The sequence below is a fragment of the Streptomyces tibetensis genome, from assembly GCF_007655005.1.
GTDB classification, from domain to species: Bacteria; Actinomycetota; Actinomycetes; order Streptomycetales; family Streptomycetaceae; genus Streptomyces; species Streptomyces tibetensis.
On the sequence record NZ_SZVW01000003.1, the window covers coordinates 389,999 to 413,784 of the forward strand.

Here is a 23,786-nt window from a genome sequence, read left to right on the forward strand (position 1 = left end):
AGTGTGAACAGCAGTGAGGAGAACGCCGTGTCGGGTATGTCGGCGGGCCGGTCAGCCATGCGGATGGGACCCGCTGAGCTGGTGCAGGCGGCGGCCATGGCCCGCCGCTTCTACCTCGAGGGCAAGTCCAAGATCCAGATCGCGGAGGAGTTCGGCGTCAGCCGCTTCAAGGTGGCCCGGGTCCTGGAAACCGCTCTCGAACGGGATCTCGTGCGTATCGAGATCCGTGTGCCGGCCGAACTGGACGCCGAGCGCTCGGACGCGCTCCGCGCCCGCTACGGCCTCAGGCACGCCGTCGTGGTCGAGTCTCCGGCCGAGGCCGAGGAGAGCCCCGACCCCGAGAACCTGGGAGAAGTGGCCGCCGACCTGCTCGGCGAACTGGTCGACGAGGGGGATGTGCTGGGCCTGGCCTGGGGCCGCTCCACCATCCACATGGCGGCGGCGCTCGACCGGCTGCCACCCTGCACGGTGGTGCAGCTGACGGGTGTCTACGACGCCGGGACCGCCGAGCGCGGCTCGGTGGAGGCCGTGCGCCGCGCCGCCCAGGTGTCCGGCGGCGACGCCCACCCCATCTACGCCCCGATGCTGCTGCCCGACGCGGCCACGGCCACGGCCCTGCGCAACCAGACGGGAATCGCCCGGGCCTTCGAGCACTTCGACAAGGTCACCGTCGCCTGTGTCTCCATCGGCTCCTGGGAGCCGGGCATCTCCACGGTGCACGACATGCTCAGCGACGAGGAGCGCGCGCACTACGCCTCTCTCGGTGTCGCCGCCGAGATGTCCGCGCACCTCTTCGACGCCGACGGCCGCCGGGTCGGCCGCGACCTGGGCGAGCGGTGCATCACCGTCAAGGCCGACCAGCTCCGGCGGATCCCCGAGGTCGTCGCGATCGCGGGCGGGCAGCGCAAGGGGCCCGCGATCGACGCGGTGCTGCGGTCCGGGCTCGTGACCAGCCTGGTCACGGACACGTCGGCCGCCGACTATCTGATGACGGCCGGACCGGCGCCGAAGAATGCGCTCAACAGGTCCGACCCGGACGGGGTCTGACGAGTGGCCGGCCAGGCGCACGACGTGCACGACCCGGCGGGCCGGATCGTGCTCGTCCTGGACCTGGACGGGGTCACGGACAAGGCGGGCCTCATGGACCGCTGCGCCCGTGACCTGGCCCTGCCCGACTGGTTCGGCCGCAACTGGGACGCCCTCGCCGACTGCCTCTCCGACCCCGCCCTCTATCCCGAGGGGGCCGGGGAGCGGGGGCTGCTGGTCGTCGTGCGGGGCTGGCGGACGTACGCCGAGGAGCGGCCCGAGGAGTGGCAGGTCGCCGAGGAGATCTTCGCCGAGGCGACGGACCGGGGACCCGGGCTGTTCGTGACCCTCGGCCTTGGAGAATCCTCCGAGACGCCCCCTGACCAGCCTGGATGATCCGCTGGGGGTCGTTCGGGCGGGTGGCATGGGAGAATGAAGTACGTGCTCTTTCCCCCTGGCCGGCCGGTCCGGGGGTCACCTCTGATCGACTGGGATGTGCAGCACGTGCGTTTCCTCAATGACATCCAGCCCGGGTACGACCTGACGTACGACGACGTCTTCATGGTGCCGAGCCGCTCCTCGGTGGGCTCGCGGCAGGCCGTCGACCTCAGCTCCCCGGACGGCACGGGCACCACCATCCCGCTCGTCGTCGCCAACATGACCGCCATCGCCGGCCGCCGCATGGCCGAGACCGTGGCCCGCCGCGGCGGCCTCGTGGTGATACCCCAGGACATCCCGAACGACGTGGTCACCGACGTCGTCTCCTGGGTGAAGAGCCGGCACCTGGTGCTGGACACCCCGATCATCCTGTCCCCGCACCAGACGGTCGCGGACGCGCTGGCCCTGCTGCCCAAGCGCGCGCACGACGCCGGTGTCGTCGTCGACGAGAACCACAAGCCGGTCGGCGTGGTCACCGACGCCGACCTGTCCGGCGTGGACCGCTTCACGCAGCTCGCCGAGGTCATGTCCCGGGACCTGCTGCTCATCGACGCGGACATGGACCCGGGCGAGGCCTTCAACACCCTCGACCACGCCAACCGCCGCTACGCCCCCGCGGTCAACGGGGACGGCACGCTCGCCGGCATCCTGACCCGCAAGGGCGCCCTGCGCGCCACCCTCTACCAGCCGGCCACCGACGCGCAGGGCCGGCTGCGCATCGCCGCCGCCGTCGGTATCAACGGCGACGTCGCGGGCAAGGCGCAGGAACTGCTGGACGCGGGTGTCGACGCGCTCGTCATCGACACGGCCCACGGCCACCAGGAGTCGATGATCAGCGCCCTGAAGCTGGTGCGCGACCTCGACCCGCAGGTGCCGATCGTCGCGGGCAACGTGGTCGCCGCCGCGGGTGTGCGCGACCTCATCGAGGCCGGCGCGGACATCGTCAAGGTCGGTGTCGGACCCGGCGCCATGTGCACCACGCGCATGATGACCGGCGTCGGCAGGCCGCAGTTCTCCGCCGTCCTGGAGTGCGCCGCCGAGGCGAAGAAGTACGGCAAGCACGTGTGGGCCGACGGCGGTGTCCGCCACCCTCGTGACGTGGCCATGGCCCTCGCGGCCGGCGCGTCCAACGTGATGGTCGGCTCCTGGTTCGCCGGCACCTACGAGTCCCCGGGCGACCTGCAGCACGACGCCCAGGGCCGCGCCTACAAGGAGTCCTTCGGCATGGCCTCCGCCCGGGCCGTGCGCAACCGCACCTCGGAGGAGTCGGCGTACGACCGCGCCCGCAAGGCGCTGTTCGAGGAGGGCATCTCCACCTCCCGGATGTTCCTCGACCCGGCCCGCCCGGGCGTCGAGGACCTGATCGACTCGATCATCGCGGGCGTCCGCTCCTCCTGCACCTACGCCGGTGCCGGCTCCCTGGAGGAGTTCGCCGCAAAGGCCATCGTCGGTATCCAGAGCGCCGCGGGTTACGCGGAGGGCAAGCCCCTGCACGCCAGCTGGAGCTGACGCCCAATCCCCTGTCAGCGGCCCCCGTCGACCCGCCCCGCGGGAAAAACGGGGGCCGTTTCGCGCACGCGGACCCTACCGTCGGCGCATGGAGATCGCCGAGTGCAGGACCGAGGACATCGAGGCGCTGGAGCGCCACATGCCGTCGCACAGCGCCGACGGCAGTCATGCCGCCCGCTTCGCACGGCAGCGGGCGGGGGAGAGCACCTATCTGATCCCGTGGCGGGAGGGCAGTCCGGTGGGCCATGCGGAGATCCGCTGGACCGGCTGCGAGGCGCCGGAGGTGCAAGCCGCTCTACCCGGGTGCCCGGAGATCAACGGCCTCTTCGTCTGGCCCGCATCGCTCCGCTCCCGGGGCGTCGGCACCGCGCTGGTGCACACCGCCGAGCGGCTGGCGCGGGAACGAGGTATCGGCGCGATGGGCCTCGGCGTCGGGGACGACAACCCCCGCGCGGCCGCGCTCTACGCCAGGCTCGGCTATCTGCCCACCGTGGCGTACGTCGACCGTTGGGTCCACCTGACCGCCGAGGGCGTTCGACAGGAGCGGGCCGATTCCTGCGTGTTCCTCGTGAAAGCCCTCTGACGGCTCCCTGATGCAACACTCGACAGCCGTCCCGCAACGAACACCCGCCCATCCCCCGGTAACGCAATGATCTTGCAGGTACGCGCAAGGTTGCTGCATTTCACCAGCAACGCCGATGCTCGTAGGCTGTCGCCTCGTACGTGGCGTGGCGGGGACTCCGCTCGGTGGGTCCCTGCTCAAGGGTGCCCGCGGTCCCCGCCGGCCTGACCGGCAGCGATAAGGAGCCAGCGCGTGCTCGACCAAGGCGCACCCCCGCAGAACCCAGGCCCCACGGCGGCCTCCCGACCCCCCGGCGTCGGCGCACGCCTCATGCGCCGCAAGCCGGTGGAACGCCTGGTCGCGGAGGGTGGTCAGGGCGAGGGTGGGTCACTGCGCCGCACCCTCGGGCTGTGGCAGCTGACCATGATCAGCATCGGCGCCACGCTCGGCACCGGCATCTTCGTCGTCCTCGGCGAGGCCGTCCCCAAGGCGGGCCCGGCCGTCACCCTCTCCTTCGTGATCGCCGGTCTCACGGCCCTGTTCTCGGCCCTGTCCTACGCCGAGCTGGCCGGCACCATCCCGGTCGCCGGCTCCTCGTACTCGTATGCGTACGCAACGATGGGCGAGCTGATCGCCTGGATATGCGGCTGGTGCCTGGTCCTGGAGTACGGCGTGTCGGTGGCCGCCGTCGCCGTCGGCTGGGGCGAGTACCTCAACGAACTGCTCGACGGCACCATCGGCGTCACCATCCCGGCCGCCCTGTCCGCCCCGCCCGGCGACGGCGGCGTGTTCAACCTGCCGGCGCTGATCGTCGTCCTGCTCGCGATGGCGTTCCTGCTGGGCGGTGCCCGCGAGTCCGCCCGCGCCAACACCGTCATGGTCGTCGTGAAGATCGCCGCGCTGGTGATGTTCTGCGCCATCGGCGTCCAGGGCTTCCGCTCCGGCAACTACGAGAACTTCATGCCGCTCGGCATGGCGGGCGTCAGCGCCGCCGGTGCCACGCTGTTCTTCTCCTACATCGGCTTCGACGCCGCCTCCACCGCCGGTGAGGAGGCCAAGAACGCCCAGCGCGATCTGCCCCGCGCGATCATGCTGTCGCTGGTCATCGTCACCGCGCTGTACGTCCTCGTCGCCGCCGTAGCCGTCGGTGCCAAGCCCTGGAAGGGCTTCACCGACTCCGAGGCCGCCCTCGCCCAGATCATGCGCGAGGTCACCGGACAGACCTTCTGGGGCACCCTGCTGGCGTTCTGCGCCGTCATCGCCATCGCGAGCGTCGTCCTCACCGTGCTGTACGGCCAGACCCGCATCCTGTTCGCCATGTCCCGCGACGGTCTTGTGCCCAAGGTGTTCGCCAGGGTCCACCCGAAGACCGGCGCCCCCCGCGCCAACACCCTGATCGTGTCGCTGTTCTGCGGTGTCCTGGCCGCCGCGATCCCGCTCGGGCAGCTCGCCGACGCCACCAGCATCGGCACCCTGTTCGCCTTCGCCCTCGTCAACGTGGCCGTCGTCGTGCTGCGCCGGACCAAGCCGGACATGCCGCGCACCTTCCGGGTGCCGCTCTCCCCGGTCCTGCCCGCGCTGGGTTTCGCCTTCTGCATCTGGATGATGGGCAGCCTGTCGACCGTGACCTGGGTGGTCTTCGGTGTCTGGATGGCCGCCGGGCTCGTGTTCTACTTCCTGTACGGCTACCGCCGATCCCGACTCGCGCCATCCGAAAAGTGAACGACCCACTGTGCTGAACGATCTCGACGAACGCATCGTGCACGCCCTCGCCGAGGACGCCCGCCGCTCCTACGCCGACATCGGCTCGCTCGTCGGCCTGTCCGCCCCCGCGGTGAAACGGCGCGTGGACCGGCTGCGGGCCACGGGAGCCATCACCGGCTTCACCGTACGGGTTGACCCGGGCGCCCTCGGCTGGGAGACCGAGGGGTTCGTCGAGATCTACTGCCGCGGGAACACCTCCCCGGAGACCATCCAGCGGGGCCTGGAGCGCTACCAGGAGGTCGTGGCCGCGTCCACCGTCACGGGGGACGCGGACGCGATCGCCCAGGTCTTCGCCTCCGACATGCGGCACTTCGAACGGGTCCTGGAACGGATCGCCGGGGAGCCGTTCGTCGAGCGGACCAAGTCCGTGCTCGTGCTCTCGCCGCTGCTGCGGCGCTTCTCGTCCGGTTCGCCCACGTAACTCCGTGGCCCCCAGCGGACGACACCCCTAGCCTGGGTGTCATGACCTGGCGACATTGATCCACCAGCCGTGCCTCCCGAGGACCGCCTCGGCCGCCGTACCTCCGGCGTCCGATCCGTCCTTCCGGGAAGGCCTCATGACACTCTCACCCGCACGCGTGCAAGCGACCGGTGTCCGCCGTCTGACGCGCACGCTGTACGGCTACGCGTTCCTCGACGACTTCGTCCTGCTCTACCCGGTGTACGCGCTGCTCTTCGCCGACACCGGCATGTCGCTCTGGCAGATCTCCTCCCTGTTCGCCCTGTGGTCGATCACCTCGGTGGTGCTGGAAGTGCCCTCCGGCGCCTGGGCCGACGCCATGTCGCGCCGCAGGCTGCTGTGGATCGGCCCGCTGCTGACCGCCGCCGGGTTCGCGCTGTGGGTGGCCGTCCCGTCGTACGGGGCCTTCGCGGCCGGCTTCGTCCTGTGGGGCGCGGGCGGGGCCCTCGGCTCCGGCGCTCTGGAAGCGCTGGTCTACGACGAGCTGGACCGGCTCGGCGCCGCCGACCGGTACGCGTGGGTCATGGGCCGGGCCCGGGCCGCACGGCTGCTGGGCACGGTGGCCTCCACCGGCCTGGCGGGGCCCGTTCTCGCCCGGGGCGGCTACCCGGCCGTCGGTGCCGCGAGTGTCCTGGCCTGTGTGCTGGCCGCCGTCACCGCGACCCGCTTCCCGGAGCACCGGGTGCGGCCGGAGAGCACCGGCGACTCCTGGGCGAGGACCCTGCGCACCGGCCTCGCCGACGCCCGCGGGAACCGTGCGGTGCGCGGCGCCCTGCTGCTGGTCCCGGCCGTCGCCGCGGTCTGGGGCGCGCTCGACGAGTACACCCCGCTGCTCGTCCGGGACCTCGGCGTCGCCGAGGCCACGGTCCCCTACCTGATCATGCTGATCTGGGCCGGCGTCACCCTCGGCAGCCTCCTGACCGGACCGGCCGAACGCCTCGGCACGACCGGGCTCGCGGTGCTGCTCGCGGGCGCCGCCCTCGCCCTGGCCGTGGGAGCCCTGGCCCGCTCCCTGGCCGGTGTCGTCCTGGTGAGCCTCGCCTTCGCCGGGTTCCAGCTGGCCGAAGTACTCGCCGACGTCCGTCTCCAGCACCGCATCGGCGACTCCCGCCGGGCCACGCTCACCTCAGTGGCGAGCCTGGGCACCGAGCTGGCGACGGTCGCCACGTTCGGCGTGTACGCGCTGCTCGGGACCGACATGGCGCACAGCACCGTCTTCGCGGTGCTGGCGATCCCCTACCTGGTGACGGCCCTGGCGCTGGCTAGAGCTCGGGCTGCCACGGTACGACCGTGAAGTCGCCCGTCCCCTTCTTCACCTTCTCGAAGGGGGCGGCACTCGCGCACTTCGGCGGTTCGTTCCCTTCGGCAGGACTGCCCGACTCCATCCAGCTGTAGCCGAGCCGATCGTGGCGGCCGAGGTCGTGGACGGTGACGCCGACCCGCCTGCCCTCTGCGCCCGGGAGGTCGGACGCGGTGACGACGCCGGAGACGACAGCGACCTTGCCTCCGGTCACCAGGCAGTCGACCCTCGCCTTCGCCCAGGCGCCCTTGCCGTTCAGGTAGTGGCTGAACTCGAAGGTGCCGGTCGCCTGCATCGGGATGGCGGTGTCCTTCGACGCCAGGTGTGCGTCGAACGAGAAAGTGATGTCGTCCCCGTCCGAGCGATACAGCTTGGCGGTACCGGTGAGGGCCGCGGCCTCCCGTGGCGGCCGGGGCGCGTCCGACGCGGTCGCGGCCGAGGCCGCCCCGGCCGTGAGGAGCAGGGCGGAGCCGAGCACGACGATCTTCGTACGGCGCTTCATTGTGTTCCCTTCCGCAGGTCGTGTGGACAGCCCTTACTCTTCCGGCCCGGCGCGGCGGGAACATCGCGCCAGGGGCGGGACCCCGCCTCCGCCGTACGGCGGGGGAGGCCGCGCGGAGCTGCGCTCCGAGGAGGAGCGGGAGTGAGACCCGAGGGGCGCAACGAATCGCCGCGGCGGCCTCCAGGCACGCAACGAACCGTTCACCGGCGCGCAACGGCTCCTGCTTGTCCGCCCTGGTCAGCCGCCCGTACCGTCTACATGGCCCCCCAAAGGTCCCCAACCCCCCTTCCGTCCGGTGAGGATCACGCATGCGCACCGCCCTGCTCCAGAGCTCCGGCCACCCCGGCTCCACCGTCGAGAACCTCAAGGTCCTCGACGAGGCCGCGGGCCGGGCCGCCGCCGCGGGCGCCGGGCTGCTGGTCACGTCCGAGCTGTTCCTGACGGGGTACGCGATCGGCGACGAGATCGGCCGGCTCGCAGAGTCCGCCGACGGCGACTGTGCCGACGCCGTCGCCGAGATCGCGACGAGCCACGGGCTGGCGATCGCCTACGGCTACCCCGAGCGGGCCGGCGAGGCCGTGTTCAACTCCGTCCAGCTGATCTCCGCCGACGGCACCCGCCTCGCCAACCACCGCAAGACGCACCTCTTCGGCTGCTTCGAGCGCGACCACTTCACACCCGGGGACCTGCCGGTCGTCCAGGCCGAGATCGACGGCCTCAGGGTCGGTCTCCTGATCTGCTACGACGTGGAATTCCCGGAGAACGTCCGCGCCCACGCCCTGGCGGGCACCGATCTGCTCGTCGTCCCCACCGCGCAGATGCACCCGTTCCAGTTCGTCGCCGAGTCGGTGATCCCGGTCCGGGCCTTCGAGAACCAGATGTACGTCGCGTACGTCAACCGCGTCGGCCCGGAAGGCAAGTTCGAGTTCGTGGGGCTGTCCACGCTCGCCGGGCCCGACGGGGTCGCCCGGACCCGGGCCGGACGCGGGGAGGAACTCGTGCTCGCCGACGTCGACCCGGCCTTCCTCGCCGCGTCGCGCGAGAACAACCCGTATCTGCGGGACCGGCGGCCCGGCCTGTACGGCTCGCTCGTCTGAATCCCCCTGAACCTGAACCGCCCGCTCGTACCCGTGCAAGGAGTCCGTACCCCATGACGTCCACCGTGCCCAACGCCGTCGAGCACGCTGACGCGCAGCAGCCGCCGATCACCATGTTCGGCCCGGACTTCCCGTACGCCTATGACGACTTCCTCGCCCACCCGGCGGGGCTCGGGCAGATACCCGCGACCGAGCACGGCACGGAGGTCGCGGTCATCGGCGGCGGCCTGTCCGGCATCGTCGCCGCGTACGAGCTGATGAAGATGGGCCTGAAGCCGGTCGTGTACGAGGCCGACCAGATCGGCGGCCGGCTGCGCACGGTGGGCTTCGACGGGTGCGACGAGTCCCTCACCGCCGAGATGGGCGCGATGCGCTTCCCGCCGTCCTCCACGGCCCTGCAGCACTACATCGACCTGGTCGGCCTGCAGACGCGGCCGTTCCCCAACCCGCTGTCGGAGGCGACCCCGTCGACCGTCGTCGACCTCAAGGGAGAGTCGCACTACGCCGAGACGATCGGCGACCTGCCCCAGGTCTACCGGGACGTCGCCGAGGCGTGGAACCGCTGCCTGGAGGAGGGCGCCGACTTCTCCGACATGAACCGGGCACTGCGCGAGCGGGACGTGCCGCGCATCCGTGAGATCTGGTCCAAGCTCGTCGAGAAGCTCGACAACCAGACCTTCTACGGCTTCCTCTGCGACTCCGAGGCGTTCAAGTCCTTCCGGCACCGCGAGATCTTCGGCCAGGTCGGTTTCGGCACGGGCGGCTGGGACACCGACTTCCCGAACTCCATCCTGGAGATCCTGCGGGTCGTCTACACCGAGGCCGACGACCACCACCGCGGCATCGTCGGCGGCTCCCAGCAGCTGCCGCTGCGCCTGTGGGAGCGCGAGCCGCAGAAGATCGTCCACTGGGCCCTGGGGACCTCGCTCGCGACCCTGCACGAGGGTGGCGAGCCCCGCCCGGCCGTGACCCGGCTGCACCGCACCGCAGGCAACCGCATCACCGTGACCGACGCGAGCGGCGACATCCGCACCTTCCAGGCGGCGATCTTCACCGCCCAGTCCTGGATGCTGCTGTCGAAGATCGCCTGTGACGACTCGCTCTTCCCGATCGACCACTGGACGGCGATCGAGCGCACCCACTACATGGAGAGCTCCAAGCTGTTCGTGCCGGTGGACCGCCCGTTCTGGCTGGACAAGGACGAGGAGACCGGCCGGGACGTCATGTCGATGACGCTCACCGACCGTATGACGCGCGGCACTTACCTGCTCGACGACGGCCCCGACAAGCCCGCCGTCATCTGCCTCTCCTACACCTGGTGCGACGACAGCCTGAAGTGGCTGCCGCTGTCCGCGAACGAGCGGATGGAGGTCATGCTGAAGTCGCTCGGCGAGATCTATCCCAAGGTCGACATCCGGGGGCACATCATCGGCAACCCGGTGACGGTCTCCTGGGAGAACGAGCCCTACTTCATGGGCGCGTTCAAGGCCAACCTGCCCGGCCACTACCGCTACCAGCGGCGCCTGTTCACGCACTTCATGCAGGACCGGCTGCCCGAGGACAAGCGCGGCATCTTCCTCGCCGGCGACGACATCTCCTGGACCGCCGGCTGGGCCGAGGGCGCCATCCAGACCGCCCTCAACGCGGTCTGGGGCGTCATGCACCACCTGGGCGGCACGACCGACCCGACCAACCCGGGCCCCGGCGACGTCTACGACGAGATCGCGCCCGTCGAGCTGCCGGAGGACTGAATCGCCGGAGGACTGAAGTGCCGGGGGCCGAGCTGCCGGAGGACTGAAGTGCCGGGGGCCGAGCTGCCGGAGGACTAGCTCCGCAGCGGCGGCTCGGTCAGGGGCGTGAGCAGCATGCGCCCGGCGAAGCCCACCGCCGTGTCCAGGCGCTCGGTGAACTCATCGGCGACGTCGGGGAGTTCACGCAGGACCCACAGGGCCCGGGCCGCCGTCCACGCGGCGTCCCGGGCGCGGTCCAGGCTCCAGGAGCCGAGCAGGTGGGTCAGCGGGTCGGCGATCCGGAGAAGGTCGGGCCCCGGCATCAGATCGTCGCGGATGCGCTCCTCCAGCGAGGCGAGGAGATCGCCCACCATGTCGAACTCGTCCTCCAGATCGACGGGTGCGCAGCCGAGCGTACGGCAGGTGTCCACGACGGCCAGGGCCAGATCGTGCCCGATGTGCGCGTTGATGCCCGCCAGCGCGAACTGCAACGGCCGTACCCCGGGATGGCGGCGGAACTGGAACAGCGGCCGCCAGCAGGCGGGCGGACGCCGCTCGTCCGCCGCCGACTCGACGGCCGCGAGGTACCGCTGCGCGAACCGTACGTCCAGCGTGATCGCGGCGTGGGCGTCCGCGAACCGGCCGGTGTCGACGTACCGGTCCACCGCCTCCGTCACAGCGAGGTAGACACGGTTGAAGACCGCCACCCCGTCCCGCGGGTGCAGGGCCGCGTCGAGGGCGCGCATACGGGAGATGACGGTGTCGACCGGAGTGTCCACGGCTGGGGGGAGTTGTTCGCATCGCGGCATGCGGGCAGAGTCGCAGCTCTAGGCTGACGGGAGTGCCGGCGGGCCCGGCGCTTCCCCGAAACGGGGGAACACCGCCCGCCGCAGGGGGAGGGGGAGCAGCACCGTGGCAGGCTCGCGTGCCCAGCGCCTGGCCGCCCGCAGGGCCGGGCGCAGGCGCGCCGCCCGGCGCGGCGCGATGGTCGTGGCCGCCTCCGTGGTGGTCGCGGCCGGCGCCGTCGCGGGCATCCTCTCCGCGTTCGACGGCAGTCGGGCCACGGACGAGGCCGCGCCCGCCGAGGTGTCGGCCTCGCCCCGCCTGGCGCCCCTGCCGGCCGTGCCGTCGCCGTCCGCGCCGACCGTCACCGAGTCCGCCTCCGCCTCACCGTCGCCGTCCGCGCGTCCGACGCGGAGCCCGTCGCCGCCGAGGACCGAGACGAAGCGGGAGCACACCGCCACCGTGCCCGGACGGCTCTACCGCCACCCCGACTCCCAGGTGCTGGATTGGGTCCGCTCCCACTCCGGCGATCCGCGGCACGCGGTCATCGCGTCCCGTATCGCCCAGCAGCCGGCGGCCGTCTGGTTCGCCGACTACTCCCCGCAGACCGTCACAGCCCGGGTCGCCGCGGTGACGTCGGGCGGTACCGCGCTGGGCCGGGTGCCCGTGGTCGTGCCGTACGCGATCCCCGGCCGGGACTGCGGGGGCCACTCCCAGGGCGGTGCGCCCGATCTGAACGCCTACGACGCCTGGATCGACCGGTTCGCGCAGGGGCTGGGCTCCGGCGAGGTCATCGTCGTCCTGGAGCCGGACTCGGTCGCCCAGACCGAGTGCCTCTCCGCGGCCGCACGCGCGGACCGCTTCGCCTCGCTGGCCCGGGCCGGCCGCGTGCTGAAGGCCGCCAACCCCCGGGCCCGGGTCTACTTCGACGCGGGGCACTCGGGCTGGAACGCGCCCGCCCGGCAGGCGGCTTGGCTGCGGCAGGCCGGTGCCGCCTCGCCCGAGTCGTCCGACGGCATCTTCAGCAACGTCTCCAACTTCCACACCACCGCCGACGAGGTCGCCTACGACCGGCGGGTCCTCGACGCGCTGGGCGGCCCGGCGAGTCTCGGCGCGGTCATCGACACCAGCCGCAACGGCAACGGCGCCCCGGCCGACGGCGAGTGGTGCGACCCGGCGGGCCGCAAGCTCGGCCGGGCCCCCACCCTGAGCACCGGCCAATCCCGGATCGACGCCTACCTGTGGGTGAAGCTGCCGGGGGAGTCCGACGGCTGCAAGGGCAGGCCGGGGACGTTCACGGCCTCCTACGCCTACGCCTTGGCGTCGTCCGACTCGGCCTCGTCGTAGGAGGAGGTGCCCTCGTCCAGCAGCGGCGCCTGCGTCTTCAAGTGGGCCGGGGCGAAGGCCCGCAGGGCGTGGTAGCCGGTGATGACGACCACCGTGCCGAGCGCGATGCCGCTCAGCGAGAACGTGTCGGAGAACTTCAGGGAGACGTTGCCGACGCCGATGATGATGCCCGCCGCGGCCGGGACCAGGTTCAGCGGATTGCGCAGATCCACCTTGGCGTTGATCCAGATCTGCGCGCCCAGCAGGCCGATCATGCCGTACAGGATGACGGTGATGCCGCCGAGCACCCCGCCCGGGATCGCCGCCACGACCGCGCCGAACTTCGGGCAGACGCCGAACAGCAGGGCGAAGCCGGCGGCGGCCCAGTAGGCGGCCGTCGAGTAGACGCGGGTCGCGGCCATCACGCCGATGTTCTCGGAGTACGTGGTGTTGGGCGGGCCGCCGACCGCGGTGGACAGCATGGAGCCGACGCCGTCGGCGGAGATGGCCGTGCCGAGCTTGTCGTCCAGATCGTCGCCGGTCATCTCGCCGACCGCCTTCACATGCCCGGCGTTCTCCGCGACCAGCGCGATGACGACCGGCAGGGCGACCAGGATCGCCGACCACTCGAACGACGGGGCGTGCAGGGTGGGCAGTCCGATCCAGTCGGCCTTGTCCACGCCGGAGAGGTCGAGCCGCCAGTGGTCGGTGAGCTTGCCGCTCGCGTCCACCGAGTGGATCTTGCCGAAGAGAAGGTCGAACACCCAGGAGATGCCGTAGCCGAAGACCAGCCCCAGGAAGATCGCGATCCGGGACCAGAAGCCGCGCAGACAGACCACCGCCAGACCGGTGAACAGCATCACCAGCAGGGCCGTCCACTGGTCCTGCGGCCAGTACGTCGAGGCCGTCACCGGAGCCAGGTTGAAGCCGATCAGCATCACCACCGCACCGGTCACGATCGGCGGCATCGCGGCATGGATGATCCGCGCCCCGAACCGCCGCACGGCGAGCCCCACCAGGAACAGCGCGCCCCCGACGACGAACACCGCCCCCGTGACGGTCGCGCTGTTGCCTCCCTGCGCCCGGATGACCGCCGCCACTCCGACGAAGGAGAGCGAGCAGCCCAGGTAGCTGGGCACGCTGCCGCGGGTGGCCAGCAGGAACACCACGGTCGCGACGCCCGACATCATGATCGCCAGGTTCGGGTCCAGGCCCATCAGAACCGGTGCCACGAAGGACGCACCGAACATCGCCACGACGTGCTGGGCGCCCAGTCCGGCCGTGCGGGGCCAGGAGAGCCGCTCGTCGGGGCGGACCACCGCGCCGGGCGCCGGGGTGCGTCCGTCGCCGTGCAGTTTCCAGCGGACGCCGAGATCCATGGTGCGGTTTCGCTTTCGTCGTGCGTGCGAGTGTCCGGACCATTGTCGGGGTGCGCCGGAGGAGATCCCGACCGGGGCCGACCCGGACGGTGGCGTGTGCGCTCAGGGCCGCGGGTCGGGAACCGCCGCGTCCGTCCGGCCGATCCTCGTCCGCTCGCCGGGCCGCAGCACGCCCGCGAACGCCACCAGGCCGCACGACAGCGCCGTCACCAGGCAGAACGACACCATCAGGCTCGTCGCCTGCGCCAGCATCCCGATCGCGCTCGGCGCGATCAGCCCCGAGGTGTACGTGATGGTCGCGACGCCCGCGATGGCCAGGCTCGGGTTGGATCCGCTGCGGCCGGCGGCGGCGAAGCACAGCGGCACGACGACGGCGATGCCCAGTCCCATCAGCGCGAACCCGCTCATCGCCACCGCGGGATGGTCGGAGATCACGATCAGCAGTCCGCCCAGGACGGCGAACACCCCGCTCGTCCGCACCGTCCGCACGGCACCGAAGCGGTCCACGACCTTGTCACCGGCGAGCCGGGCGACGGCCATGGTGAGCGTGAAGCCCGTGGTGCACGCCGCCGCCAGACCGGCCGAGGTCTCCAGCTGCTCACGCAGATAGACGGCCGACCAGTCCAGGCTCGCTCCCTCGGCGAACACCGCGCAGAACCCGATCGCGCCGATGAGCAGCGCCGACCGGGGCGGCAGCGCGAACCGCGGCGGCGGGTCCTCGTCCTCGGCGGGCTGCAGGTCGAGCACCCACTGGCAGGACAGCACCCCCATGACGGTGAGGACGGCGGCGGCGAGGGCATGGTGCAGCCGGGCGTCCGAGCCGAGATGCGCGGCGAGCGTGCCGGCCGCCGAGCCGACCAGGGCGCCCACGCTCCACATTCCGTGCAGTCCGGACATGATCGACCGCCCGAGGCGGTTCTCGACCTCGACACCCAGCGCGTTCATCGCCACGTCGGTCATGCCGGCCGTCGCGCCGTACGTGAACAGGGCCAGACAGAGTGTCAGCAGGTTCGGCGAGAGAGACGGCAGCACCAGCGACAGCGTCCACAAGGCGATCAGTCCGCGCAGCGCGTTCCGGGAGCCGAAGCGGTGGATGATGCCGCCGGCGAGCGGCATCGCCACGGACGCGCCGAACGCGGGGAAGGCGAGCGCGATCCCCAACTGGCCCGCGCTCACGCCCGCGTGGTCCTGGATCCACGGCACGCGGGTCGCGAACGAGCCGGTCACGGCGCCGTGCACGGCGAAGACGGCGGCCACGGCGTACCGGGACCGCTTCACCTCGCGCTGTTCGTCGACCACGTTGCCCATTCTGCGGTCCCCCTCCAGGTCTCTGCCGCGTTCCGTGACCGGTGCGGGCGTAAACTATCAGGAACCCTGCCTGATAATAAGAGGGTTTTCCGCTGGCCACGGTCGACGGCCCCGTCGATCTGGGAGGATCCGCGCATGCCCGCATCCCCGAGCACCGCCCGGGCCATCAACGACCGGCTCGCCCTGCGCCTGCTCCAGCAGGAAGGCCCGTTGACGGCAGGGCAGTTGAAGCAGCTGACCGGTCTGTCCCGGCCGACCGTCGCCGACCTCGTCGAACGCCTCACCGCCGCCGGACTGATCGCGGTGGTCGGCGAGGCGGGGGAGCAGCGACGCGGCCCCAACGCGAGGGTCTACGGCATCGTCGCCGACCGGGCGCACTTGGCCGCCCTCGACGTCCGTACCGAGAGCGTCGCCGTGGCCGTCGCGGACCTGGTGGGGCGGGTGCGGGCCGAGGCCTCGGTGCCCATCGGGGACGACACCGGCACGGGCCCCGCCGTGGAGCAGGCGGTCACGCTGGTCGAGCACGTGGCGAAGGAGGCCGGTGCCGACCGCTTGCACACCGTGGGGATCGGTGCGCCCGGCCTGATCGACCCGTCCAGCGGCGAACTCCGTGACTCCACCGGACTGCCGGAGTGGCACCGTCGGCTCGTCGCCACCCTTCAGGAGCGGCTGCCCGAGGCCCGCGTCAGCGTCGAGAACGAGACCAACCTCGCGGCGCTGGCCGAGCAGCGCGACGGGGCGGCCCGGGACCGGGACACCTTCGTCCTGCTGTGGCTCGGCCACGCACCGGGAGCGGCCGTGGTCCTCGACGGCGCCCTCCGCCGCGGCGCCTCCGGCGGCACCGGCGAGATCGGCTTCCTCCCGGTCCCGGGCACGGCCGCACTGCCGTCGGCCACGGACTGCGAGGGCGGCTTCCACTCGCTGGCCTCCTCGTCGGCGGTCGTGGCCCTCGCGGCCGAGTGCGGCATTCCGGTGACGCCGGGGGAGCAGACGTCCGCCGTGGGGGTGGTGCGAGCGGCGGTCGCCGTGGTGCGGGCGGCGGCGGACGGGGCCGAATCTCTCACCCCCGGGGCCCAGGCACCCCCACCGCCGGCCCCTGCCCCCACCGCCCGCTTTCTCGACGCCCTCGCCCATCGTCTCGCCGTCGGGGTCGCCTCCGTCGTGGCGATTCTGGATCCCGGGTGCGTGGTGCTCGGCGGTGAGGTCGGTCAGGCCGGTGGCGAGGAGCTCGCCTCACGGGTGCAGGACCGCATCGCCCGGATGACGCCACTGCGCACGGAGGTACGGGCGACGACCCTGGGCGGCGGTGCGGTCCTGCGCGGCGCGCTGCTGACGGCTCGGGACCGCGCCCAAGAAGAACTGTTCAGGCCTGGCGAACCCCCACTCCGGCCCTCCCCGGGCTGGTAGGCCGGTCCGCAACCGGCCCCCTCCGTCCTCTCCCTCAGACCCCGGACCGCCCGCTCTCCTCCTGGACCCGGCCGCCCCCGAACCGCCTCTCCAGGTGCTCCTCGAACGACCCCTTCCCCATCGCCCGTCGCGGCGCCAGATGGCCCCCGCTGCGGAAGCCCCGGTACGCCGCTCCCCACAGCGGTACGTTCACCACCGCTCGCCGGCGGCCCGACGCCTTCAGATACGCACGGGCCAGGGAGTCCAGCGGCCGTATCTCCGACCCGCCCATGTCCTCCACCCGTCCCGCCGGCGCGGCCACCGCCAGTTCGACCAGCCGGTCCGCGACCTCGGCTACCTCCACCGGCTGGTCCCGCACACCTGCCGGCAGGAACATCACCGGCAGTTTCGACAGTCCCTGGAACATCATGATCAGCAGATCGTGGAACTGAGTCGCCCGCAGCACGGTCCAGCCGATCCCCGACTCCTCGACCAGCCTCTCCACCGCGAGCTTGCTCCGGTAGTACGGGAACGGCACCTCGTCGACACCCACGATCGACACGTAGACAAGATGACGCACGCCCGCGCCGCGCGCCGCTCTGATCAGGTTCTCCGCCGCCTGCTCGTCTCCCTTCTGCGACGACGCGCAGTGCACGATCGTGTCGACACCGGCGACGGCCGCGTCCAGCCCGGCTCCGCCCGCCCGCAGATCCACCGCGTACGGCTCGCTGTGCCGGCTGAGCACCCGCACCTCGTGCCCGCCCGGGCGCAACCGCTCGGCGACGAGCCGTCCGAGCGTTCCGGTGCCGCCGGTCACCAGGATCGTGGTCATGCTGTTCAGCCCCTTCGGACGCCGGGCGCTCCCGGGTGGAGCGCCCTTCACCACTGAGACCGAACAGCGCCCGCGAATGTGACAGGCGCGCCCGGCGGTTCTACGGCCGGGTGAGCTGACGCCGTGCGAACGCCAGCTTCTCCGGGTTGACCACGGCCCGCACAGCCGTGACCAGCCCGTCGCGCACCTCGACCACCGACAGTCCGACGAGTGTGTCGCCCGCCCAGCTCGCAAGCCCCAGCGCCCCGTTGACCTCGGTCGGCACGAAGTCCAGGCCCTTCGCGAACTTCGGCCCGCCGCCCGCCAGGAAGCGGGCGATGTCGGGCCCGCCCTCGATGGGCCACCGCGCCGCGGTGACCTTGCCGCCACCGTCGCTCCACCAGGTCGCGTCGGCCGCGAGCAGTTTCTCCAGTCCGGCCAGGTCCCCGTCACGGGCCGCCGTGATGAACGAGGTGACCAGCTCTTCCTGCCGCTCGGAGGCGGGCTCGAACCGGGCCCGCGGTTCACCCACCCGCCGCACGGCACGCCGGTACAGCTGACGGCAGTTGGCCTCGCTCAGGTCCAGCACGGCGGCGATCTCCCGGTGCCCGTAGCCGAACGCCTCGCGCAGCACGTACACCGCCCGCTCGGTCGGCGTCAGCCGTTCCAGCAGCACCAGCAGGGCCATCGACACGGCGTCCCGCTGCTCCGCGGATTCCAGCGGGCCGAGCGTGCCGTCCGAGGTGACCACGGGCTCGGGCAGCCAGGTGCCGACGTACCGTTCGCGCCGGGCCCGTGCGGACGTGAGCCGGTTCAGGCAGAGGTTGGTGACGACCTTGGCCAGCCAGGCCGCCGGGTTCTCGATCCCCGCCCGGTCGGCGCCGCTGCAGCGCAGGTAGGCGTCCTGGACCGCGTCCTCCGCCTCCTCGGCGGAGCCCAGCAGCCGGTAGGCGAGTGAGAACAGCCGGGGCCGGTGGACTTCGAACTCCTGGGCGGTGATCGCGGTCATACGACTCACCCTGCCAGAGGACGGCTCGCCCGGGGTGGGGAGGCTTCGGCGGGCAAAGCCCGGGTGCGGGACTCTGAAACGTGAGGGGGCCCGACGGCGGGCAAGGGCCGTCGTCACCGCCGCCGGGCCGGTCAGTGAGGGTGAGCCGACCTTGATGACCCTAGAAAGGACTAGACCACATCGTCAATAGGTGTGTACCAATGCCGGACTCCAACAGGTCGCGTCGGCGCGGAAGTCGGGGTGGCGGTCGCGCTCGGGAAGGGCTGCGACAGGTCTGTGAGGCAGCCCACATACATCGCCCCTTTGCATGTCGATCAGGCGTGGCACACTGGCCCTGTACCAATAGCAGCGCACTCCGGGGTCGGTGAAAGTCCGAACCGGCGGTTACAGTCCGCGACCCGGTCGCCTCCAGCGGCCGGTTGACCAGGTGAAATTCCTGGACCGACGGTTAAAGTCCGGATGGGAGGCAGTGCGCGGCGAGCGGGCATCCGTGCGTGCCGCCGATACGTCCGTCCTCGTGACGGACTCCGTCCGGCGTCGTCCCCGGTGTTCCTGCTCGTATCTTCTGTCGTCATCGACAGCCCCGGAGTCCGTGCCCGAAGAGGCAGGAGGACCCGGGAAGTGTTCACCGGAATCGTCGAAGAGCTGGGCGAGGTCACCGCCGTCGAGACCCTCGACGACGCCTGTCGCTTCCGCCTGCGCGGACCGGTCGTCACCCAAGGCGCCAAGCACGGCGACTCGATCGCCGTGAACGGAGTGTGCCTCACGGTCGTCGACCACGAGGGCGACGAGTTCACGGCCGACGTCATGGCCGAGACCCTGAACCGCTCCAGCCTCGGTGCCCTGAAGGCCGGCTCCCGCGTCAACCTCGAACGCCCCATGGCCGTCGGCGAACGCCTCGGCGGGCACATCGTGCAGGGCCACGTGGACGGCACCGGCGAGATCCTGGAGCGCAAGCCCTCCGAGCACTGGGAGATCGTGAAGATCTCCCTCCCCGCGGACCTCACCCGCTACGTGGTCGAGAAAGGCTCCATCACCGTCGACGGCATCAGCCTCACCGTCGTCGACGCGGGCCCCGACCACTTCACCGTGAGCCTCATCCCCACCACCCTCGACCTGACCACGCTCGGCCACAAGCAGCCCGGCGACCCGGTCAACCTCGAAGTGGACGTCATCGCCAAGTACGTCGAGCGGATGCTGGGCGACCGTGCGCAGGGGGCCGGCCGGTGAACACGCTGAACTCCGAGGCATTCGTCCTCTTCGGCCAGCACATCCTCTGGTCCGACATGGTCGGCAACCTCTTCGGCCTGGCCGCCCTCGCCCTCGGCTGGCGACGCTCCATCTGGACCTGGCCCGTGCAGTTCCTGGCCGGCCTCATCCTCTTCGGCGCCTTCTACGGCCACCTCACCGGCAGCGCGGGCAAGCAGGCGGTCGTCATGATCGTCGCCCTGTACGGATGGTGGCAGTGGCAGCGCGGCAAGGGCCAGGGAGAAGACGGCCACATCGCCGTACGGTTCGCCACCTGGCGCGAGCGCGCCGCGATGGTCGCGGCGGCCGCCGCCGGCACGGTCGCGGTGGCGCTGCTGTTCGAGGCGTACCCGACCCTGTCCTGGGACCCCTGGCCCGACGCCTACATCTTCGTCGGCACCGTCGTCGCGATGTACGCCCAGGCCCGCGGCATGGTCGAGTTCTGGTTCGCCTGGCTCCTCGTCGACGTCGTCGGCGTCCCCCTGAACTTCGCCAACGGCTACGCCTTCTCCGGCTTCGTCTACGTCATCTACGGCGCGCTCGTCCTGTGGGGCATGCGCGACTGGTGGCTGCGCTCGCGTCAGACCGCGCGGCCCACCCTGGAAGGAGCGCCGGCATGAGCGCCACAACCACCCTGTACAGCACCGACGACGTCGAGAGCTTCACCCTCGACCCCGTGGAGCAGGCCATCGCCGACATCGCGGCCGGCCGCCCCGTCGTGGTCGTCGACGACGAGGACCGGGAGAACGAGGGCGACCTCGTCATCGCCGCCGAGAAGGCCACCCCCGAGATCGTCGCCTTCATGATGAGCGAGTGCCGCGGCCTGATCTGCGCCCCCATGGAGGGCGACGAACTGGACCGGCTGAAGCTCCCGCAGATGGTCGAGGACAACACCGAGTCGATGAAGACCGCGTTCACGGTCTCCGTCGACGCCTGCGCCGCGCACGGCGTGAGCACCGGCATCTCCGCCTCCGACCGCGCCACCACCCTCCGGCTGCTCGCCGACGGCGTCTGTGGCCCCGACGACTTCGTCCGCCCCGGCCACATCTTCCCGCTGCGCGCCCGGCCCGGCGGCGTACTCACCCGCAACGGCCACACCGAGGCCGCCGTCGACCTCGCCCGCCTCGCGGGCCTGCGCCCGGCCGGCGCGATCGTCGAGATCGCCGGCGAGGACGGCACCATGCTGCGCCTGCCCGAGCTGATCCCCTTCGCCCGCAAGCACGGCCTGACGATCATCTCCATCGAGGACCTGATCGCCTACCGCCGCGGCAGCGAACCCACCGTCCGCCGCGAGGCCACCACCCGGCTGCCCACCGCCCACGGCACCTTCACGGCCCACGGCTACCGCTCCACCGTCGACGGCGTCGAGCACGTCGCCCTGGTGCACGGCGAGATCGGCGACGGCCAGGACGTCCTCGTGCGCGTCCACTCCGAATGCCTCACCGGCGACGTCTTCGGCTCGGCCCGCTGCGACTGCGGCCCCCAGCTCGACGCCTCCCTCGCCCGCATCCAGGAGGAGGGCCGGGGCGTCGTGGTCTACCTGCGCGGACACGAGGGCCGTGGCATCGGCCTGATGTCCAAGCTGCGCGCCTACGAACTCCAGGAGCGCGGCCGCGACACCCTCGACGCCAACCTCGAACTCGGCCTGCCCGCCGACGCCCGCGACTACGCGGCCGGCGCGCAGATCCTCGCAGACCTCGGCGTGCGCGGCGTCCGGCTGCTGACCAACAACCCCGACAAGACCGACGCGCTCGTCCGCCACGGCATCGCGGTCAGGGCCCGTGTGCCGATGCCCGTGAACGCCGGCGAGCACAACCTCCGCTACCTGCGTACCAAGCGGGACCGGATGGGCCACGACCTGCCCTGGCTGGACACGACCACCGTGCCGGCCTGCGGCAACCAGTAAGGCAGCACGGCAAGACTGCAAGACGGCACAGCGAGAAAGCTCTGAGGAGAGACGTGAGCGGCAAGGGTGCACCGGAACTGTCCGTACGCAATGTGGGTGACCTCCGGGTCGCCGTCATCGCGGCACAGTGGCACGAGAAGGTGATGAACGGCCTGGTCGACGGCGCCCTGCGCGCCCTGCACGACCTGGGCATCGACGAGCCGACCCTGCTCAGGGTCCCCGGCAGCTGGGAGCTCCCGGTCGTCGCCAAGGTCCTCGCGGGCCGCGGCTACGACGCGATCGTCGCCCTCGGCGTCGTCATCCGCGGCGGAACCCCCCACTTCGAGTACGTGTGCCAGGGCGTGACCCAGGGCCTCACCCAGGTGTCCGTCGACACCGGCGTCCCGGTCGGCTTCGGCCTGCTGACCTGCGACACCGAGGAACAGGCCCTGGACCGCGCCGGGATCGAGGGCTCCAACGAGGACAAGGGGCACGAGGCGGTGACCGCCGCGGTGGCGACCGCGGCCACCCTCCGCTCAGTATCCGAACCCTGGCACTGACGAAAGGCACACGTGGCATAGGCTGAGCGTCACCATGTCCAAGAAGACGTTCGAGGAGCTCTTCACCGAGCTCCAGCACAAGGCCGCCCAGGGCGACCCCGCCACTTCCCGCACCGCAGAACTGGTCGGCAAGGGCGTCCACGCCATCGGCAAGAAGGTCGTCGAAGAGGCCGCCGAGGTGTGGATGGCCGCCGAGTACGAGGGCAAGGAAGCCGCCGCCGAGGAGATCTCGCAGCTGCTGTACCACGTCCAGGTGATGATGGTCGCCCGCGGCATCTCCCTCGACGACGTCTACGCCCACCTCTGAGCCGCACCCCGTTCCCGTCAGACACCACGCAAAGGAAGCCGACCTCATGCTGCGCATCGCCGTCCCCAACAAGGGTTCCCTGTCCGGCCCTGCGGCGGAGATGCTGCATGAGGCCGGCTACCAGCAGCGCCGGGAGTCCAAGGAGCTGCGGATCGTCGACCCGGTGAACGAGGTCGAGTTCTTCTACCTCCGCCCCCGCGACATCGCGATCTACGTCGCCTCCGGGCAGCTCGACATCGGCCTCACCGGCCGGGACCTGCTCATCGACTCCGGCGCCGAAGCCGAGGAGATCCTCGCCCTCGGCTTCGCCCGCTCCACCTTCCGCTACGCCACCAAGCCCGGCACGATCAGCGGCCTGGCGGACCTGACCGGCAAGACGATCGCCACCTCCTACGAGGGCATCGTCGCCGCCCACCTCGCCGAGCACGGCATCGACGCCTCCGTCGTCCACCTCGACGGCGCCGTCGAAACCGCCATCCAGCTCGGCGTCGCCCAGGTCATCGCCGATGTCGTCGAGACCGGCACCTCGCTGCGCAACGCGGGCCTGGAGGTCGCCGGCGAGCCGATCATGCAGTCCGAGGCCGTCGTGATCCGCCGCACCGGCGCGGACGCCGACGACTCCAAGGTGCAGCAGTTCCTGCGCCGCCTCCAGGGCGTCCTCGTCGCCCGGACGTACGTGATGATGGACTACGACTGCCGTGTCGAGCAGCTGGAGAAGGCCGTCGCCCTCACGCCCGGCCTGGAGTCCCCGACCGTCTCCCCGCTGCACAACGAGGGCTGGGTCGCCGTCCGCGCGATGGTCCCGGCCAAGGAAGCCCAGCGGATCATGGACGACCTGTACGACATCGGCGCCCGGGCCATCCTGACCACGGCCATCCACGCCTGCCGTCTCTGAGGGACGTACGCGAGATGTCCGATCTGCCCACCCTGCCCGTCACGTTCCGGCCGGGCAGCACCCGTGTGGTGCTGCTCACCGCGGCCGTCGCCATCCTCGTGGTGATCACGGCGGTCGCGATGCTGCTGAAGCAGCTCAGCCCCGGCGAGCGCGTGAGCTTCGTCTTCACGGCGCTCCTGCTGGACGCCGTGCTGCTCCTGCTGGCGCGACCCAAGGTCGTCGTGGACGAGGACGGCGTCACTGTCGTCAATCTCACGAACAAGCGCCGTCTGGAGTGGGCGGAGATCCTCCAGGTGACCCTCCGGCCCGGCGACCCCTGGGTGTTCCTCAACCTCAGCGACGGCACCAGCCTGCCTGCTCTGGGCATCCAGCCGGGCCTCGCCAAGCAGCGTGCCATCGCCGACGCCCGGGCGCTGCGGGCGCTCGTCGAGGCCCGTTCGGTGACGGACCCCGAGCGGCGTCAGGGCTGACTCGGGGAGATCCTCAGGGTGGTCACCCTGC

At 71.5% G+C, this 23,786-nt stretch carries 24 protein-coding genes and 1 riboswitch; of the genes, 18 read left to right on the forward strand and 6 right to left on the reverse strand.

The genetic code is table 11. The features are described 5' to 3' along the window. Window positions 1-3 precede the first annotated feature (3 nt). From FDO69_RS06705 to FDO69_RS06735, 7 genes are all read left to right on the forward strand, one after another. Entirely contained in the window at window positions 4-1,047 is a 1,044-nt protein-coding gene (locus FDO69_RS06705) for a sugar-binding transcriptional regulator (protein ID WP_104778810.1), read from the forward strand. 3 nt (window positions 1,048-1,050) lie between these two features. Further along, window positions 1,051-1,422, forward strand: coding sequence for a barstar family protein (locus tag FDO69_RS06710; protein ID WP_170320847.1), 372 nt, complete (start codon window positions 1,051-1,053; stop codon window positions 1,420-1,422). A gap of 108 nt (window positions 1,423-1,530) precedes the next feature. Beyond that, the gene (locus tag FDO69_RS06715; RefSeq protein WP_167526533.1) at window positions 1,531-2,973 is read left to right on the forward strand and encodes a GuaB1 family IMP dehydrogenase-related protein; all 1,443 of its coding nucleotides are present in this window, start codon (window positions 1,531-1,533) and stop codon (window positions 2,971-2,973) included. A gap of 88 nt (window positions 2,974-3,061) precedes the next feature. Further along, complete coding sequence (locus tag FDO69_RS06720) at window positions 3,062-3,556, forward strand: GNAT family N-acetyltransferase (RefSeq protein WP_104778812.1); 495 nt, start codon at window positions 3,062-3,064, stop codon at window positions 3,554-3,556. A 231-nt stretch (window positions 3,557-3,787) separates the two neighbouring features. Continuing rightward, on the forward strand, window positions 3,788-5,257 hold the full coding sequence (locus FDO69_RS06725; RefSeq protein ID WP_104778813.1) for an amino acid permease: 1,470 nt from the start codon (window positions 3,788-3,790) through the stop codon (window positions 5,255-5,257). Between the two features lie 10 nt (window positions 5,258-5,267). Beyond that, the gene (locus FDO69_RS06730; protein WP_104778814.1) at window positions 5,268-5,720 is read left to right on the forward strand and encodes an Lrp/AsnC family transcriptional regulator; all 453 of its coding nucleotides are present in this window, start codon (window positions 5,268-5,270) and stop codon (window positions 5,718-5,720) included. Window positions 5,721-5,856: 136 nt separating this feature from the next. Continuing rightward, window positions 5,857-7,053, forward strand: coding sequence for an MFS transporter (locus FDO69_RS06735; protein WP_104778815.1), 1,197 nt, complete (start codon window positions 5,857-5,859; stop codon window positions 7,051-7,053). Here FDO69_RS06735 and FDO69_RS06740 read toward each other — a convergent pair. Then, window positions 7,022-7,561, reverse strand: a complete 540-nt coding sequence (locus FDO69_RS06740; protein ID WP_104778816.1) for a Repetin — start codon at window positions 7,559-7,561, stop codon at window positions 7,022-7,024. The genes FDO69_RS06735 and FDO69_RS06740 overlap by 32 nt on opposite strands. Before the next feature lie 308 nt (window positions 7,562-7,869). Here FDO69_RS06740 and FDO69_RS06745 point away from each other — a divergent pair, with 308 nt between their 5' ends. Together FDO69_RS06745 and FDO69_RS06750 are read left to right on the forward strand one after the other, a co-directional pair. Beyond that, complete coding sequence (locus FDO69_RS06745; RefSeq protein WP_104778817.1) at window positions 7,870-8,658, forward strand: carbon-nitrogen hydrolase family protein; 789 nt, start codon at window positions 7,870-7,872, stop codon at window positions 8,656-8,658. Window positions 8,659-8,711: 53 nt separating this feature from the next. Continuing rightward, window positions 8,712-10,409: a flavin monoamine oxidase family protein gene (locus tag FDO69_RS06750; protein ID WP_104778818.1), complete on the forward strand. Its 1,698-nt coding sequence runs from the start codon at window positions 8,712-8,714 to the stop codon at window positions 10,407-10,409. A gap of 74 nt (window positions 10,410-10,483) precedes the next feature. On the opposite strand, the gene FDO69_RS06755 is transcribed toward FDO69_RS06750, so the two are convergent. Next, a complete protein-coding gene (locus FDO69_RS06755; protein WP_104778819.1) occupies window positions 10,484-11,197 on the reverse strand; it encodes a DUF5995 family protein in 714 nt (237 codons plus the stop codon). Window positions 11,198-11,372: 175 nt separating this feature from the next. Here FDO69_RS06755 and FDO69_RS06760 point away from each other — a divergent pair, with 175 nt between their 5' ends. Beyond that, window positions 11,373-12,518, forward strand: a complete 1,146-nt coding sequence (locus FDO69_RS06760) for a glycoside hydrolase family 6 protein (protein ID WP_104778911.1) — start codon at window positions 11,373-11,375, stop codon at window positions 12,516-12,518. On the opposite strand, the gene FDO69_RS06765 is transcribed toward FDO69_RS06760, so the two are convergent. Both FDO69_RS06765 and FDO69_RS06770 read right to left on the reverse strand, forming a co-directional pair. Continuing rightward, window positions 12,482-13,876, reverse strand: a complete 1,395-nt coding sequence (locus FDO69_RS06765) for a uracil-xanthine permease family protein (RefSeq protein WP_104778820.1) — start codon at window positions 13,874-13,876, stop codon at window positions 12,482-12,484. The two genes, FDO69_RS06760 and FDO69_RS06765, sit on opposite strands and share 37 nt — an antisense overlap. 102 nt (window positions 13,877-13,978) lie before the next feature. Then, the gene (locus tag FDO69_RS06770) at window positions 13,979-15,184 is read right to left on the reverse strand and encodes an MFS transporter (RefSeq protein ID WP_104778821.1); all 1,206 of its coding nucleotides are present in this window, start codon (window positions 15,182-15,184) and stop codon (window positions 13,979-13,981) included. Between the two features lie 135 nt (window positions 15,185-15,319). Between FDO69_RS06770 and FDO69_RS06775 the strand changes: the two genes are divergently transcribed. Then, on the forward strand, window positions 15,320-16,591 hold the full coding sequence (locus FDO69_RS06775) for an ROK family transcriptional regulator (RefSeq protein WP_104778822.1): 1,272 nt from the start codon (window positions 15,320-15,322) through the stop codon (window positions 16,589-16,591). Between the two features lie 34 nt (window positions 16,592-16,625). On the opposite strand, the gene FDO69_RS06780 is transcribed toward FDO69_RS06775, so the two are convergent. Then, complete coding sequence (locus tag FDO69_RS06780) at window positions 16,626-17,402, reverse strand: SDR family oxidoreductase (protein WP_104778823.1); 777 nt, start codon at window positions 17,400-17,402, stop codon at window positions 16,626-16,628. A 100-nt stretch (window positions 17,403-17,502) separates the two neighbouring features. After that, the gene (locus FDO69_RS06785; protein ID WP_104778824.1) at window positions 17,503-18,390 is read right to left on the reverse strand and encodes an RNA polymerase sigma-70 factor; all 888 of its coding nucleotides are present in this window, start codon (window positions 18,388-18,390) and stop codon (window positions 17,503-17,505) included. A 346-nt stretch (window positions 18,391-18,736) separates the two neighbouring features. Next, window positions 18,737-18,867, forward strand: a riboswitch (FMN riboswitch). Between the two features lie 144 nt (window positions 18,868-19,011). Here FDO69_RS06785 and FDO69_RS06790 point away from each other — a divergent pair. The 7 genes from FDO69_RS06790 to FDO69_RS06820 are packed head-to-tail and all read left to right on the forward strand — an operon-like array spanning window position 19,012 to window position 23,755. Beyond that, window positions 19,012-19,620: a riboflavin synthase gene (locus FDO69_RS06790; protein ID WP_104778825.1), complete on the forward strand. Its 609-nt coding sequence runs from the start codon at window positions 19,012-19,014 to the stop codon at window positions 19,618-19,620. Continuing rightward, window positions 19,617-20,258, forward strand: a complete 642-nt coding sequence (locus FDO69_RS06795) for a nicotinamide mononucleotide transporter family protein (RefSeq protein WP_104778826.1) — start codon at window positions 19,617-19,619, stop codon at window positions 20,256-20,258. Before FDO69_RS06790 ends, FDO69_RS06795 begins: the two co-directional genes overlap by 4 nt. Then, complete coding sequence (locus tag FDO69_RS06800; RefSeq protein WP_104778827.1) at window positions 20,255-21,544, forward strand: bifunctional 3,4-dihydroxy-2-butanone-4-phosphate synthase/GTP cyclohydrolase II; 1,290 nt, start codon at window positions 20,255-20,257, stop codon at window positions 21,542-21,544. Before FDO69_RS06795 ends, FDO69_RS06800 begins: the two co-directional genes overlap by 4 nt. 53 nt (window positions 21,545-21,597) lie before the next feature. Next, the gene (ribH, locus tag FDO69_RS06805; RefSeq protein ID WP_053668350.1) at window positions 21,598-22,083 is read left to right on the forward strand and encodes a 6,7-dimethyl-8-ribityllumazine synthase; all 486 of its coding nucleotides are present in this window, start codon (window positions 21,598-21,600) and stop codon (window positions 22,081-22,083) included. Window positions 22,084-22,117: 34 nt separating this feature from the next. Beyond that, window positions 22,118-22,390 carry a phosphoribosyl-ATP diphosphatase gene (locus tag FDO69_RS06810; protein WP_019983911.1) on the forward strand — a complete coding sequence of 91 codons (273 nt, stop codon included), beginning with the start codon at window positions 22,118-22,120 and terminating at the stop codon, window positions 22,388-22,390. A 46-nt stretch (window positions 22,391-22,436) separates the two neighbouring features. Next, a complete protein-coding gene (hisG, locus tag FDO69_RS06815) occupies window positions 22,437-23,285 on the forward strand; it encodes an ATP phosphoribosyltransferase (protein WP_030843264.1) in 849 nt (282 codons plus the stop codon). Between the two features lie 14 nt (window positions 23,286-23,299). Continuing rightward, window positions 23,300-23,755: a PH domain-containing protein gene (locus FDO69_RS06820; protein ID WP_104778828.1), complete on the forward strand. Its 456-nt coding sequence runs from the start codon at window positions 23,300-23,302 to the stop codon at window positions 23,753-23,755. Window positions 23,756-23,786: the final 31 nt, after the last annotated feature.